Consider the following 14,380-nt stretch of genomic DNA (forward strand, 5'->3'; position numbering starts at 1 on the left):
AGCGAATGGCACGTCAGCAGCGCACGCAAGTAGGGATCATCGGTGCCGGGCCGGCAGGACTGCTTCTGGCGCGCCTGCTGAAATTGAACGGGATCGACAGCGTCATCCTCGAGGCCAGGTCGCGGACCTATGTCGAGGCGCGCATTCGTGCCGGCGTTCTCGAACATGGCACCGTCAAGCTGCTGGAGGAGGCGGGCGTTGCCGAGCGCCTGCACCGCGAGGGACTGGTCCACGAGGGGGTCGAACTCGGGATCGACGGCGGGCGCTTCCGCATCGACCTCGCCCGGCTGGCGGGCAAGACCATCACGGTCTACGGCCAGAGCGAGGTCGTGCAGGACCTGATCGCGGCGCGGCTCGCCGGCGATGGACAGATCGTCTGGGAGGCGTCGGACGTCGCCTTGCATGACATCGAGACCGACCGGCCGCGGCTGACCTACCGGGCCGACGGCATCGAGCACGAACTCACCTGCGATTTCATTGCCGGCTGTGACGGCTTTCGGGGCGTGAGCCGTTCCTCCGTGCCTGCGTCGAGCCTGCGCAGCTACGAGCAGGACTACCCGTTCAGCTGGCTGGGTATCCTGGCCGACGTGCCGCCCTGCAGTGAGGAGCTCATCTACGCCAGCCATCCGCGCGGCTTCGCGCTGGCCTCGATGCGTTCCCCTACGAGAAGCCGTTACTACATCCAGTGCGGCCGCGACGAGAAGCTGGAGGACTGGCCCGACGACAGGCTGTGGGACGAGCTGAAACGGCGCCTCGGCCCCGACGTCGCGCCGCATGTCACGACGGGCCCCGCGCTCGAGAAGAGCATCACGGGGCTGCACAGCTTCGTCTGTCTACCGATGCGACACGGCAGGCTGTTTCTCGCCGGCGACGCAGCGCACATCGTGCCCCCGACCGGTGCGAAGGGCCTCAATCTCGCGGCCTCCGACATCTACTATCTGTCGCGTGCGCTGGTCTCGCACTACGCTCGCAACGACAGCGCACTGCTCGGCGCCTACAGCGATCAGGCCTCGGCCCGCGTGTGGAAGGCCGAGCGCTTCTCGTGGTGGCTCACCCTGCTGATGCACAAGGTGCATCAGCAGGGGAGCTTCGCCGAGCAGATGCAGCGGGCCGAGATCGATTACCTGCTGTCCTCGCCGGCCGGCCAGACCGTGTTCGCCGAGAACTACGTCGGCCTGCCGTTCTAGGAGGCCGAACGATCTAAGAGAGTTCCCGCCGCACGATCGCGGCGCCTTCGCTCAGGGCCTTGAGCTTTCCGAAGGCGGTGGCGCGCGGCAGGTACTTCATGCCGCAATCGGGCGCGGGCAGGAGCTTGTCCGGGCCGACATGCTTCAGGCCGGCGCGGATGCGGCCGGCGACCGTCTCCGCCGTCTCGACCGCGGGATCGCTGAGGTCGATCACGCCCAGCATCACCTTCTTGGGCGCAAGGTCCTTCAGCACGCCGAGATCGAGCTTCGGTTGTGCCGATTCGATCGAGATCTGCTGGGCGATCGTGTCGGAGAGCTGCGGCAGGAAGGAATAGCCGGTGGGCTTCAGGCCGGTCACCACGGCGGCATAGCCGAAGCAGAGGTGGATGACCGTCGGCACGGTGATGCCCTGGAGGGCCCGGTTGATGGCCTTGACCGCATAGCGCTTGGCTTCCTCCGGATTGTTGCGCAGCCAGGGTTCGTCGAGCTGGATCACGTCGGCGCCGGCCTTGACGAGTTCGTGCGCCTCCTCGTTCACCGCGGCGGCGTAGTCCATGCACATCGCCTCGGCGTCCTTGTAGTACTCGTCCTGGACCTGCTGGCCCATCGTGAAAGGGCCGGGCAGGGTGATCTTCGCCAGCCGCTCGGTGTTGGCGCGCAGGAACTGCATGTCGCGCAGCTCGACCGGCCCGGTCCGTCGGATCTTGCCCACGACCCGCGGCACGGGCGTGCGGTTGCCGGTGCGGTTCACGATCTCGGCGGGATTTTCGTCGTCGATACCCTCGAGCGCCGTCGCGAAGCGGTTGGAGTAGCTCTCGCGGCGCATCTCGCCGTCGGTGATGACGTCGATTCCAGCGCGCTCCATATCGCGGATGGCGAGCAGCGTGGCATCGTCCTGCGCCTGCTCGAGCCAGGGTTCCGGGACGCGCCACATGTCCTTCACGCGGGTGCGCGGCACGCCCTTGCTCAGCAGCTGGCGGTCCACCAGCCAGTCCGGCTGGGGATAGGAGCCGACGACGGTTGTCTGCAGAAGCGTTTCAATCATCATAAGATCCTGTTTCTCGCGAAGCTGTGATTGCACGTCAGTCTGGGACCCGATTAAGTCCCTGTCCATGTTCAGACGCGTCGTGTTGCTGCTGGTCCTGGCCATCGTCGGTTCCTGCAGCGGAGACCTGCCCAGCAGTGCGGTGAGTGACAGCCAGGCCGAGCGCGATTTCGGCGTCCTGCGATCCTCCACCTCCATCGTCGGCCTCGTGAAGGACCGCGATCTCCGGCCGCCCGATCTCTCGGCGCCGGACCCGCTGCAGCAACTCCAGCGCGAGCTCGCGAAGAGCGACCCGGCCGGCGTCTTTGCGGGGATCACCTACGACCTGACACGCGGCAACAACCTGGCGGTGGACTGGCTGGTCCAGACGCCGAACCGTTGGGGGCGCCGGGCCGACGATCTCACATGGTTCGAGATGGGCTGCAAGGATTGCGAGGCAGACATCTCGCTGCCGGCCTGCACTACCGATGCCGACTGCAAAGGCGGCACCTGCACCGCGATCTGGCCGCGCACGCCCGGCCAGCGAACCGCAGCGCGGAAAGTGTGCCTTGGTCATTCGGATGCGCTGCCGCTGCGGATCCACGACCTGGTGGCCAGCGCCCGCCAGAGCGTCGACATCGTCGAACTGCAGCCGGCGCCGAACGGACGATTTACGGCCTCGCTTCGGGCCGCCATCGCCGAACTGGCGCTCAGCCGACGCCCGATCGAGGTGAGGGTCCTGATCGGACAGTTTCCCCCCAAGGGCGTCGACGCGGCGGCCTTCCTGGACGAACTCGTCGAACCTGCGCGCAATATCTCAGGATCGCGCGTGACCGTCAGCGTCTCGGCCATGAGGACCTGCACCGCCATGGAATCGTGTAACAGCTTCTCCTGGAATCACGGCAAGTTCATCGTGGTGGACGGCCGCGAGGCCATCGTCGGCGGGCACAATCTGTGGACGGAGGACTATCTCACCGACAATCCCGTGCACGATCTCTCGATGCAGGTGCGGGGCCCGGCGGCGGCCAGCGCGTCACGCTTCGCCGACCGGCTCTGGAGCTACGTCTGCAGCAATCTGAACTACAAGGACTCGATCTCGCTGGTGAGTTACTCGGCGGGCCAGCCCGCGCTCGGCCAGCACTGCCCGGCGGCACTGGCGACCCGGCGCGCCGCGGGCGGCACGGCAGCCGTCGAAATCATGGGTATCGGCCGGCTGGGCGCCGGAATCACCGATGACTTCGCCAACCAGAGCGAACTGGCGCGCGATCTGATGTTCGGTGCCGCACGCAAGAGTATTCGCGTCTCGCAGCAGGATCTCGGCTTTCGGCTCGGTCGCTCCGACACCCTGTTTCCCGAGAATGCGCTCGATGAAATGATCGACCTGATGGAGCGGGGCGGCGACGTTTTCGTCGTGCTGTCCAACCTGGGTTCGATCGGCAATGGCGGCAGCCCCTATCACAACGATGTGCCCCTGCAGGCGCTGGCGAAGCGCCTCAAGGACAATGTGCAGAAGCGCATCGACACGGCCGACCCCAGGTCGCGCTATGCGATCCGCACGGGGCCCGATCCGGTGAACGCGCTGCTGTGCAACCGCTTCCACCTGGCGCCCTTTCGCTTTGGCCCGGACGATTCCTGGCCCGGCGGCAAGACCATCTCCAACCATGCCAAGCTCTGGATGGTCGACGAGCGGATCTTCTACATCGGGTCCGACAACATGTACCCGGTGAACCTGCAGGAGTTCGGCTACATCGTCGACGACCGAAAGGCCGCCGACACTCTGATCGAGTCCTACTGGAACCCGCTCTGGCAATGGTCCAGCCGCGCCGCCGTCTCGGGCCAGGGGGTCGAGAAGTGCATCTTTCGCGACATAATCAAGTGAGCGAAGTCAGGCGTTCGTCAGGCAAAGCGCGTATTCTCCGCGGATGAAAAATCACATGAAGATCCTGATATCCAGCCTGGTCCTGATCCTGCCGATCGCTGCGTCGGCGGCCCCCGACGACGTGGCTTACTGCAAGTCGTTGGCCTCGACATACGAGACCCTCCTGATGAAGAGAGGCAGCGGTCGCGGCGGAATCCAGAACGGGCTCGAAACCAGCGTTGCCCTCGACCAGTGCAAGAACGGCAACACCGCGGGCATTCCGGTGCTCGAACAGAAGCTGCGCGACCAGAAGATCGACCTTCCGCCGCGCAGCTGAGTTCGAGGCTAGGCGCCGACCGGGTCGATCGGCGTCACGATTCCTTCGCAGGCCTCGATCACCTCGCCGGCATCGAGGCAGAGATCTTCGCGGTTGCGCATCGACATGATCTGGACGCCGGTGCGCAGCTTGCCGTGGCTGCCGACCGGCACCGCGAGCCCGGGCAGGCCCAGCAGCGGGGCGATCAGCGCGGCACGCATCGAGTCGAGCACCTCGCGCTGCCCGTCGGGCGTGATGTCGGCCACCTGCTTGGGCGGCAGGTCGCACAGGGTCGGGAAGATGACCAGCGGCCATTGCTGGAAGAAGGTCATCCATCGGAAGGCCAGCGCCTCGCGCTCCGTCAGCGCCGCGACATAGGTCGCGAGATCGACCGGCTTGTGGATCGAGAGCCAGGCCTGCATTGCGGCAATGCCGTCCGGATCGCCCATCTTCTGCATGGCGGGCCACAGTCCGCCGAACACGTCGGTGACGCAGATCTGGTGCCACAGCTCGACGCCACGCTCGATGTCCGGCGGCAGCACCTCCTCGACGACGTAGCCGGCGCCCCGCAGATGCTTGCCCGCCAGCCGCACCGCCTCGACCTGGGCGGGATGGCTCTTGCCGCCCGGCACTTCGGGCACGATCGCAACCTTGATGGGGCGTGCGGGCGCCGGGCCGCGCATCGGCACGTCGTTCCAGCGCCAATCGCGCCGGTCGCCGCGCGCCATCGCTTCGAGGGCAAGCCGGGCATCGCGCACCGTGCGGGTGTGGGGACCCTGCGTCGCCATCAGCACCGCCCCGATCGGACGACCCGCAGCGACTCCGGTCGGATTGAAGGCGGGGATGCGGGCGAAGCCGGTGCGGAGCCCGACCACGCCGTTGCAGTAGGCCGGAATGCGCACCGAACCGCCAATGTCGTTGCCGTGGGCGATGGCGCCGATGCCGGTCGCAGTCGCCGCGCCGGCCCCGCCGCTGGAACCGCCCGGCGTCACGCTGGGGTCGCGCGGATTGAGCGTGCGGCCGTGCAGGGCGTTGTCTGAGAAGATGCGCATCGAGAAGGCCGGCGCATTGGTGCGGCCGACGATGATCGCCCCGGCATGCTTCAGGTTGGCCACGACCGGGCTGTCTTCCTGGGCGATCAGTTCCTTCAGCGGGATGACGCCGTTGTCGGTGGGCAGACCCGCCTGGTCCACGTTGATCTTGGTGGTGACCGGAACGCCGTGCAGCGGCGGCAGGGCATGACCGCGCGCGCGGGCGGCGTCGGCCGTCTCGGCCTCGGCGCGGGCTTCGCTCTCCAGCACGCGGACCACGGCGTTGATGGCGGGGTTCACCTTGTGCAGGCGGCCGAGGACGGAATCGACCGCCTCCCGTGCCGAGGCCTGTCCGGTGCGGATCAAACGCGCCAGATCGGTCGCGTCGTACTGCCAAAGCTCCATGATACCCTCGCTCAACTCTTACCCAGTTCCATCCCGAAGAAGATCATGTTGCCGTCGATATCCGCAATGCCGAAGTCGCGTAGCCCGTAATCCTGGTCCTTCGGCGCATTGAGGATCTTCGCGCCACGTTTCACGAGCTCGGCGTGCAGCGCATCGACATCGTCGACATGGATGCTGACCGCGCCGTGACCGGGCGGGCGCGGGGCCCGCGCGGCGGCGATCAGGTGGAGCGACACCTCGCCCGAGCACAGGCCCACATAGAAGGTCGGCGTGCCGTATTCGAAGGCGACAGCGAAGCCGACACGGTCGCGGTAATAGGCGAGGCTCGCGGCCACGTCCTTGACGGTGAAGATCGTGGTGCTGCCGCGCATCATTTCGTTTGCCCCTTCGTCACGTGTTTCTGGAAGGCGAGGAGGGCGCTCGAGGGGAGCCTGTCGCGCCGGCGCACGAAGACGGTCTGTACCCGCGCTTCGGTTGCAGGCAGCCGGTGCGCGCGGATCTGCCCGCCCCGCCATGCCGGTCCGATCAGGGCGCGGGGCATCAGCGTGATGCCAAGGCCGGCGGCGACGGCGCCCAGGATCGCCTCCAGCGTGCCGAACTCAAGCCGCCGCAGACCGACCACACCGCGCCGCGCCAGCAGTTCCTCGAGCCGCTGGCGATAGGAGCAGCCGGCTCGCAGGATGACGAGGCGCAGGTCGGGCCGCCGCAGCGCGATCGCGAGCGTCGTTTCCGTGGGCGCGCTGAGCAGGGCCAGCTCCTCGGTGAAGGTGGGCACGGCAACGAGTTGTGGATGCACGACCGGCCCGCAGACGAAAGCACCTTCGAGCTCGCGACCCAGCACGCGCTCGACCATTTCGGCCGTCGTGCCGGTTCGCAGCACCAAGTCGACCCCGGGATGGGCCTGCACATAGGAGGCGAGCAGGGGCGAGAGCCGCAGCGCCGCCGTCGTTTCCAGCGACCCAATCGTGAGCGTGCCGCGGGGCGCGCCATCGTCACGGGCGGCACGGCCGGCCTCATCGAGCAGCGCATCGACCCGCGTGGCATAGGGCATGAGCCGTTCCCCGGCCGCTGTCAGGCGCGCGCCGGCCCGGCTGCGCTCGAAGAGGGAAACGCCCAGCGCCTCTTCGAGGCGCCGCACGCGCTGCGTGACGTTGGACTGAACGGTGTTGAGTTCGCGCGCGGCACGACCCATACCGCCGAGGCGCGCGACGGCTTCGAAGGTGGCGAGGTCCCTGGCATCCATATCATCAGAATATCAGATGACGCCAATTAGTATAAATCGCTGATTGGAATGAAGGAGCGTGGCCTAGACTGCAGGGGCAACAAGGAGCACAGCCATGAAATGGCAGGACCGCCGCCTTCTCGATCTCTTCGGGATTGAACATCCCATCCTCCAGGCGCCGATGGCCGGCGTGACGTCGCCGCAGATGGCGATCGCTGCGTCCGAGGCCGGTGCGCTGGGATCCATTGCCGGCGCGATGCTGACCCTGGACGGTCTGCGCCAGGAATTCCAGATGGTGAAGCAGGGAACGTCCCGGCCGTTCAACGTGAACTTCTTCGTGCACAAGCCGCCGACCGTGGACGCGGCGCGTGACGCAGCCTGGCGCAAGAAGCTTGCGGGCTACTACCAGGAGCTGGGCGTGGCGCCCGGGACCAAGGGGCCGTCGCGCGCCGCCTTCGACGCCGCGGCCTGCGAGCTGGTGCTGGAGTTCAAGCCCAGGGTCGCCAGCTTCCATTTCGGCCTGCCCGACAAGTCGCTGATGCAGCGGCTGAAGGGGGCCAACATCCTGGTCATCGGCTCGGCGACGACGGCCGAGGAGGCGCGCTGGCTGGAGGGTGAGGGCGTCGATGCCGTGATCGCTCAGGGTGCCGAGGCAGGTGGCCATCGCGGCATGTTCCTCGTCGACGATGTTTCACGTCAGGCCGGGACGATGGCGCTCGTGCCGCAGGTCGTTGACGCGGTGAAGGTGCCGGTGATCGCCGCGGGCGGCATCGGCGACGGCCGCGGCATCGCGGCGGCGCTCGCTTTAGGCGCGGCGGGAGCCCAGATCGGCACGGCCTTCATGTTGACGCCCGAGGCGAAGACGGGTGCCTTGCATCGGGCTGCCTTGAAGAAGGCCAACGACAACAGCACGACGCTCACCAACGTCTTCACTGGCCGCCCCGCGCGCGGCATCGTGAACCGGATCGTAAGCGAGGTCGGACCGATGAGCGCCGAGGCGCCTTCCTTCCCGTTGACCGCGGAGGCGACCCAGCCGCTGCGCGGGCCGGCAGAAGCCGGAGGCTCGACCGACTTCACGCCGCTGTGGAGCGGTCAGGCCCCAACCCTGGCGCGCGAGATGCCGGCCGGCGAACTGGTGAAGACGATGGTGCGCGAGACCGAGGCCGTGCTCAGGCGCGTGCGCGGCTGACCGTCGTCGTCGTCAGGGGCGCCTGGAGGGGCGTCTGCCTGGTTTTGGTGCCACGGAAGATTCTGCGGCCTGCGCCTTGCGGACGTGCTTGCGAATCAGATCGATGAAGGCGCGCGCGGCCGGCGGCAGTGTGCGCTCCCTCTTCCAGGCCACGCCCATTTCGACCGAGGGCAACTTCCTGATCCATGGCAGATGCAATGGCGCTAAACGCCCGGCGGCGATGCCCGTGGCGATCTGCGTCGGATGGCCGAGACTGATCGCGTCGGTTTCGGCCACGATGTCGCTGGCGCTGCGGAACGACGACACGGCGATTGACGGCAGAACGCCGCCGCCGCGCTCATCGATCCTCATGCCGCTGTCGATGTCGGCGATGAAGGACATGCGCGACAACGACATGCCCGGCATCACGAGCGGGTAGGCGCGCAGGTCGGCGGGCTGCGGACCGGGCCTCGCCAGGAGCGGATGGCCGGCGCGGCAGAAGTAGACGCCCTGGAGCAGGCCCAGGCTGTCGACGCGGAGCGACGGCATCTCCCGCAGGGCAAGCACATCGACTACGGCGAAGTCCGCCTGGTCCGACATCAGGGACGACAGCGCCGCCGTCCATTCGCGTTCCAGGATCTCGAGACGGATCGAGGGATTGGCCCTGATGAGTTCGATCGCCGCGGGCTGCACCGCGATGTCATCCATATAGGCGCCGGCGACGACACGAAGCCGCCCGCCGCGACCGTCGCGCAGGAGCTCGAGTCGATTCGACAGGGACTCGGCGCAACCGACCAGTTCCTCGGCCATCCTGAGCACGTCTTGTCCGGCCGGTGTCGGCACAACGTCGCGGTGCGAGCGCTCGAAGACCTTCATGCCGAGCTGCTTCTCGAGGGCAGCGATGTTCCGGCTGAGGGTCGGCTGGCTGATGTTCATGGCTGCGGCGGCCTGTCCGAAGTGGCGGTGCCTCGCAAGCACGAGGGCGTGGTGCAGCAACTTCAGATCGATGTTCATTCAAGAACTGTATCGTTCGGGGTGTTGTTTTGCATCGCCAATGAGAACAGTTTTCCGCAAATCACCAGAGGGGAAGCCATGGCGGGAAACAAGATCGGGCGCCTGTTGTCGGCGGCCGCGCTCCTGGTAGGACTCGCGGGCGGGGTTGTTCCCGCGCAAGCCCAGACGCAGGCCAAGCCCAACATCCTGGTCATCTTCGGCGACGACATCGGCTATTGGAACGTCAGCGCCTACAATCGCGGCATGATGGGCTACCGCACGCCCAACATCGACCGCATCGCCCGCGAAGGCGCGATCTTCACGGATTACTACGGCCAGCAATCCTGCACCGCCGGTCGCGCCGCCTTCATTACCGGCCAGTCGCCGATCCGCACCGGACTGCTGAAGGTCGGTCTGCCCGGCGCGCCCGAGGGTCTGTCCGAAAAGGACCCGACCATCGCCGACCTGCTGAAGCCGCAGGGCTACATGACCGGGCAGTTCGGCAAGAACCATCTGGGCGACCGCAACGACTTCCTGCCCACCGTGCATGGTTTCGACGAGTTCTTCGGCAATCTCTATCACCTCAACGCCGAGGAGGAGCCCGAGAACATCGACTATCCGAAGGATCCGACCTTCAAGGCCAAGTACGGCCCGCGCGGCGTGTTGAAATGCGTCGCGACCGCCACTGAAACGCCGGGCGAGGATCCGCGCTTCGGCAAGTGGGGCAAGCAGAAGTGCGAGGATACCGGTCCGCTGACGAAGAAGCGCATGGAGACGGTGGACGAGGAATTCGTCGCGGCGTCCCTCGACTTCATCGACCGCGCCAATCGCGACAAGAAGCCGTTCTTCGCCTGGGTGAATTCCTCGCGCATGCACATCTGGACGCATCTCAAGCCGTCGTCCGAGGGCAAGACCGGTCTCGGCGTCGTCGCCGACGGCATGGTCGAGCATGACGCCCAGGTCGGCCAGCTGCTGAAGAAGCTCGACGATCTCAAGATCGCCGACAACACCATCGTGATCTACACGACCGACAACGGCGCCGAGGTCATGAGCTGGCCCGACGGCGGTACCACACCGTTCCGCGGCGAGAAGAACACCAACTGGGAGGGCGGCTATCGCGTGCCCGCCATGGTGCGCTGGCCGGGCCTCGTGAAGCCCGGCACCGAGATCAACGAGGTGTTCTCGGCCGAGGATTGGCTGCAGACCCTGCTGGCCTCGGTGGGCGAGACCGATCTCGCGGCCAAGCTGAGGCAGGGTGCCACCTTCGGGCCCAAGAGCTTCAAGGTCCATCTCGACGGCTACGACCAGCGCGAACTGCTGAAGAACGGCACGGGCAGCGCCCGCAAGGAGTTCTTCTACTGGACCGACGACGGCGGCCTGGCCGGGCTGCGCTACGACAAGTGGAAGCTGGCTTTCATGGAGCAGCGCAAGCACGGCTTTGACGTCTGGCAGGATCCGATGGTCACCTTGCGCGTGCCCAAGCTGTTCGATCTCAAGGCCGATCCGTTCGAGCGGGCCGATCATGAGGGCATGGGCTACGGGCGCTGGCGCATCGATCGCATCTACCTGCTGGTGCCGGCGCAGGCCTACGTGACCAACTTCATCAAGACGCTGGTCGAGTTCCCGCCGCGCCAGAAGCCCGGCTCGTTCAACCTCGAAGGCGTTCTGAACAAGCTCACGTCTCCGCCGCAAAGCGCGAACTGAGAGAGTAAATCCCGGGGAGAGGGCATCCGGCCGTCCGCGCATAGCGGACGGCCGGTGACGCGCGTAGGACTGGGGACCATGAAGAGCGTCGCTGGAACCGTTTCGCCTGCCCCCGGGATGGTCCGGATTCCCGGCGGCACGTTCCGCATGGGCTCCGACCATCACTATGCCGAGGAGAAGCCGGCTCATACGGTGACGATCGATGGATTCTGGATCGACGAGACGCCCGTCACCAACGCCCAGTTCCGGCGGTTCATCGAGGCCACCGGCCATGTCACCTGGGCCGAGATCGACCCCGATCCCAAGGACTATCCCGGCGCGCGCCCCGGGATGCTCAAGGCGGGCGGGCTGGTCTTCACGCCACCCTCGAAGCCGGTCGATCTCACCGACTGGAGCCAATGGTGGCGGTTCACCTTCGGCGCCACCTGGCGGCGGCCCTATGGCAAGGGCAGCCATATCGGCGGCCTCGACGATCATCCCGTGGTGCAGGTCGCCTTCCGAGATGCCGAGGCCTATGCGAAATGGGCCGGCAAGGAGCTGCCGACCGAAGCGGAATGGGAGTTCGCCGCGCGTGGCGGGCTCGACGGGGCGGAGTTCGCGTGGGGCGACGAACTGACGCCCGGCGGCCGCCACATGGCCAATACCTGGCAGGGCCGCTTCCCGGCCGAGAACACCCGCGAAGACGGGTTCGCCCGCACTTCGCCGGTGCACGCCTTCCCGCCCAACGGCTATGGCGTCTACGACATGATCGGCAATGTCTGGGAATGGACGGCCGACTGGTATGCCGCCAAACACGCCGCCGATGCCGCCAAGGCCTGCTGCGTGCCGGAAAACCCGCGCGGCGCGGCGCTCGAGCAGAGTTACGACCCGCGCGATGCGGTGCAGATCCCGCGCAAGGTGCTGAAGGGCGGCTCCCATCTCTGCGCCCCCAGCTACTGCAAGCGTTATCGCCCGGCCGCGCGCCATGCCGAGCAGATCGACACGACGACCAGCCATGTCGGTTTCAGGTGCATCAGCCGCGCGGGCGAATGACCGTGTCGAGAAGCCGATCGACGAAGTCGCGCGTGATCGGGGCGTGGCCCATCAGCAGGCGGTAGAAGAGCGGACCGAAGACGAGATCGAGCGTGAGCTCCATGTCGTCCGGCGCTTCGATCGCCTTGTCGGCGATGCAGCGCTCCAGCAGCGCGCGCGTCGCGTCCCGGTTGCGGGCGATGAATTCATTCCGGAAGGCCTTGGCGAGTTCGGTCTCGGACTGGGCCGCCGCCACCATGGCCGCGACGCTGCGTCCGGCGGGGGCGGCGAAGGCATCGGCCAGCGCATGGAGCTGGGCGCGCAGGGCTGCGAGCGCGGTCCGGGGTGACTTCGCGGCCTCGGTGGCGCCGGTCGTTTCCAGGAACGCCGCCATCGCGACGGCGGGCGCGTTTGGCCAATAGCGGTAGATCGTCGGGCGGCTGACCCCCGCCTTCTGCGCAATCGCTTCGATGGTCACGGCCGTCAGCCCGCCGCGTCCCAGCAGATCGCGCGCCGCGACGAGGATCGCGGCACGGGTGCGCGGATCGCGGGGACGGCCGCGCACCGGTGGGGCTGAGGAGGGTTGACGGGGCATCTATTAACGTTACGATACGTAACGTAATATAACACAGGTGATGCCATGGCCGCAAAGACCGCGACATCGGGTCAGACCGTCAAAGCCCACATGACCGTTCACGACGCGAAGGCTGCGATCGATTTCTACGTGAAGGCTTTCGGCGCCGTCGAACTGTTCCGCCTGGTCGAGCCGGCCGGCCGGGTCGGCCATGCCGAGATCCGAATCGGCGACACGGTGCTGATGATGAACGACGAGTATCCCGACTTCGGCGCGCGGAGCCCGGGCGCCATCGGCGGGTCTCCCGTCGCCTTCCACATCGCCGTGCCCGATGCCGACAAGGCCGTCGAGCGCGCGGTGGCGGCGGGTGCCACCCTGGTGCGGCCGGTGCAGGACCAGTTCTACGGCGACCGCTCCGGCATGGTGGCCTGTCCCTTCGGCTATCGCTGGTTCCTCGCCGCGGCGAAGGAGGTGGTCAGCCCTGAGGAAATGCAGAAGCGCTGGACGAAGATGCTGGAGGGCGGGCAGGGCTAGGCGGCCACGCTCTCCTCGATCCAGGCGGCATAGGCCGGGGCGACGTGCATCATCGGGAAGGCGTGGATCGCCGGCACCTCGTAGGGATGCAGGTCGAGGATCGCGCGCTCGACGGCGGCGTAGTGCTCGTCGAGCGTCTTGAACAGGATGCGGTATTCCTTGCCGGTCTCGAGGGCGCCCTTCCAGGTATAGACGCTCTCGATGCGCGAGATCTGGGCGCAGGCGGCGAGCCTCGCTTCCACGATCGCCCGGGCGAGCGAGCGGGCATCCTTGCGGCTGGCGACGGTCGTGACGACGGCAATGGCGGTCATGTCTCGCGTTCCCTGGTGCGCTCGACCGGCATCACGGTGACGCGGCGCAGGGCCGCGCCGGCGATGACGGTCAGCACCGTCTCGATACCGATCCGCGCGCCGCTCAGCAATCGCACCAGATCGTCGGCGCCCGTCACCGGCTGCCCGTCGAGCGCGATCACGATATTGCCGGTCTGAAGGCCCGCATGGGCGGCGGGCCCGCCGGCCTCGACGGCATCGAGGGCGACGCCGCGCGCCTGGGCGAGGCCCAGCGCCACCGCCAGCCGCCGCGGCAGCACCACCGTTTGGCCGGAGACGCCGATGAAGGCGCGGGGCACGCGGCCGTGACGCACAATCTCGCTCACGACGTGGCTCGCGGTGTTGCTGGCGACGGCGAAGCAGATTCCCTGGGCGCCCGCGATGACGGCGGTGTTGATGCCGATCACCTCGCCGCGCGAGGAGACGAGCGGCCCGCCCGAATTGCCGGGATTGAGCGCGGCGTCGGTCTGAATGACGTCGTCGATCAGCCGGCCGGTCTGGGCGCGCAGCGATCGGCCCAGCGCCGACACGACCCCGGCCGTCACCGTCGATTCGAACCCCAGCGGATTGCCGATCGCGACCACGAGCTGGCCGCGCTTCAGACCCTTGGAATCCCCCAGCCGCGCCGCCGGCAGCGAGACGTCGTCGACGATGCGCAGGAGGGCGAGGTCGGTGTGCGGGTCGTTGCCCATGACCCGGGCGTTCACGGTGCGCGCATCGGCCAGGGCGAGACGCACCGACGAGGCGCCCTGCACGACATGGCTGTTGGTCAGGACCAGCCCGTCGGGCGAGATCACGACGCCCGACCCGGTGCCGCCGCGGCGCTTGGCTGCGGGGTCCGCCGCTGTTTCCACCCGCACGACGGAGGGGCCGACGAGGTCGACGACATCGACGACCGCCTGCGAATAGGCATCGAAAAGCCGGGTGTCGTCGATGGTGGTTTCACGGGAGATACCAGGTATCTCGCCATCGCGGCGCTCGTCATCGACGAGCAGAGGATCGAAGTCGAACATGCCCGCTATAT

Annotated in this window: 15 protein-coding genes; 7 read left to right on the forward strand and 8 right to left on the reverse strand. The window is 67.3% G+C overall.

Annotated features, from left to right (window positions below; genetic code table 11):
* Positions 1-5: 5 nt before the first annotated feature.
* Positions 6-1,187, forward strand: a complete 1,182-nt coding sequence (gene pobA / locus ACP15H_RS06935; protein WP_425065468.1) for a 4-hydroxybenzoate 3-monooxygenase — start codon at positions 6-8, stop codon at positions 1,185-1,187.
* Positions 1,188-1,200: 13 nt separating this feature from the next.
* Here the strand turns inward: pobA and ACP15H_RS06940 are convergent, their stop codons facing one another.
* The gene (locus ACP15H_RS06940) at positions 1,201-2,232 is read right to left on the reverse strand and encodes a 5-methyltetrahydropteroyltriglutamate--homocysteine methyltransferase (protein ID WP_425065469.1); all 1,032 of its coding nucleotides are present in this window, start codon (positions 2,230-2,232) and stop codon (positions 1,201-1,203) included.
* A 67-nt stretch (positions 2,233-2,299) separates the two neighbouring features.
* Between ACP15H_RS06940 and ACP15H_RS06945 the strand changes: the two genes are divergently transcribed.
* Positions 2,300-4,090, forward strand: a complete 1,791-nt coding sequence (locus tag ACP15H_RS06945; RefSeq protein ID WP_425065470.1) for a hypothetical protein — start codon at positions 2,300-2,302, stop codon at positions 4,088-4,090.
* Between the two features lie 55 nt (positions 4,091-4,145).
* A complete protein-coding gene (locus ACP15H_RS06950; RefSeq protein ID WP_425065471.1) occupies positions 4,146-4,406 on the forward strand; it encodes a hypothetical protein in 261 nt (86 codons plus the stop codon).
* 8 nt (positions 4,407-4,414) lie between these two features.
* On the opposite strand, the gene ACP15H_RS06955 is transcribed toward ACP15H_RS06950, so the two are convergent.
* The 3 genes from ACP15H_RS06955 to ACP15H_RS06965 are packed head-to-tail and all read right to left on the reverse strand — an operon-like array spanning position 4,415 to position 7,064.
* Positions 4,415-5,821, reverse strand: coding sequence for an amidase (locus ACP15H_RS06955; RefSeq protein ID WP_425065472.1), 1,407 nt, complete (start codon positions 5,819-5,821; stop codon positions 4,415-4,417).
* 11 nt (positions 5,822-5,832) lie between these two features.
* Positions 5,833-6,195 (reverse strand): VOC family protein, encoded by a 363-nt coding sequence (locus tag ACP15H_RS06960; RefSeq protein WP_425065473.1) that lies wholly within the window; start codon positions 6,193-6,195, stop codon positions 5,833-5,835.
* A complete protein-coding gene (locus ACP15H_RS06965; protein ID WP_425065474.1) occupies positions 6,192-7,064 on the reverse strand; it encodes a LysR family transcriptional regulator in 873 nt (290 codons plus the stop codon). Before ACP15H_RS06965 ends, ACP15H_RS06960 begins: the two co-directional genes overlap by 4 nt.
* 94 nt (positions 7,065-7,158) lie before the next feature.
* Here ACP15H_RS06965 and ACP15H_RS06970 point away from each other — a divergent pair, with 94 nt between their 5' ends.
* Positions 7,159-8,232, forward strand: coding sequence for an NAD(P)H-dependent flavin oxidoreductase (locus tag ACP15H_RS06970; protein WP_425065475.1), 1,074 nt, complete (start codon positions 7,159-7,161; stop codon positions 8,230-8,232).
* Positions 8,233-8,244: 12 nt separating this feature from the next.
* Here the strand turns inward: ACP15H_RS06970 and ACP15H_RS06975 are convergent, their stop codons facing one another.
* Positions 8,245-9,225 carry a LysR family transcriptional regulator gene (locus ACP15H_RS06975; protein ID WP_425065476.1) on the reverse strand — a complete coding sequence of 327 codons (981 nt, stop codon included), beginning with the start codon at positions 9,223-9,225 and terminating at the stop codon, positions 8,245-8,247.
* Between the two features lie 78 nt (positions 9,226-9,303).
* On the opposite strand from ACP15H_RS06975, the gene ACP15H_RS06980 reads away from it, so the two are divergent.
* Together ACP15H_RS06980 and ACP15H_RS06985 are read left to right on the forward strand one after the other, a co-directional pair.
* Positions 9,304-10,908 carry an arylsulfatase gene (locus ACP15H_RS06980; RefSeq protein ID WP_425065477.1) on the forward strand — a complete coding sequence of 535 codons (1,605 nt, stop codon included), beginning with the start codon at positions 9,304-9,306 and terminating at the stop codon, positions 10,906-10,908.
* Between the two features lie 78 nt (positions 10,909-10,986).
* Positions 10,987-11,940: a formylglycine-generating enzyme family protein gene (locus ACP15H_RS06985; RefSeq protein WP_425065478.1), complete on the forward strand. Its 954-nt coding sequence runs from the start codon at positions 10,987-10,989 to the stop codon at positions 11,938-11,940.
* Here the strand turns inward: ACP15H_RS06985 and ACP15H_RS06990 are convergent.
* Complete coding sequence (locus ACP15H_RS06990) at positions 11,921-12,514, reverse strand: TetR/AcrR family transcriptional regulator (RefSeq protein ID WP_425065479.1); 594 nt, start codon at positions 12,512-12,514, stop codon at positions 11,921-11,923. The two genes, ACP15H_RS06985 and ACP15H_RS06990, sit on opposite strands and share 20 nt — an antisense overlap.
* 45 nt (positions 12,515-12,559) lie before the next feature.
* Here ACP15H_RS06990 and ACP15H_RS06995 point away from each other — a divergent pair, with 45 nt between their 5' ends.
* Complete coding sequence (locus ACP15H_RS06995; protein WP_425065480.1) at positions 12,560-13,027, forward strand: VOC family protein; 468 nt, start codon at positions 12,560-12,562, stop codon at positions 13,025-13,027.
* Here ACP15H_RS06995 and cutA read toward each other — a convergent pair.
* Both cutA and ACP15H_RS07005 read right to left on the reverse strand, forming a co-directional pair.
* On the reverse strand, positions 13,024-13,338 hold the full coding sequence (cutA, locus tag ACP15H_RS07000) for a divalent-cation tolerance protein CutA (RefSeq protein WP_425065481.1): 315 nt from the start codon (positions 13,336-13,338) through the stop codon (positions 13,024-13,026). The genes ACP15H_RS06995 and cutA overlap by 4 nt on opposite strands.
* Entirely contained in the window at positions 13,335-14,369 is a 1,035-nt protein-coding gene (locus ACP15H_RS07005; RefSeq protein ID WP_425065482.1) for a S1C family serine protease, read from the reverse strand. Before ACP15H_RS07005 ends, cutA begins: the two co-directional genes overlap by 4 nt.
* Positions 14,370-14,380 lie beyond the last annotated feature (11 nt).

It is taken from the genome of Reyranella sp., from assembly GCF_965249915.1.
In the GTDB taxonomy this organism is placed as follows: Bacteria; Pseudomonadota; Alphaproteobacteria; order Reyranellales; family Reyranellaceae; genus Reyranella.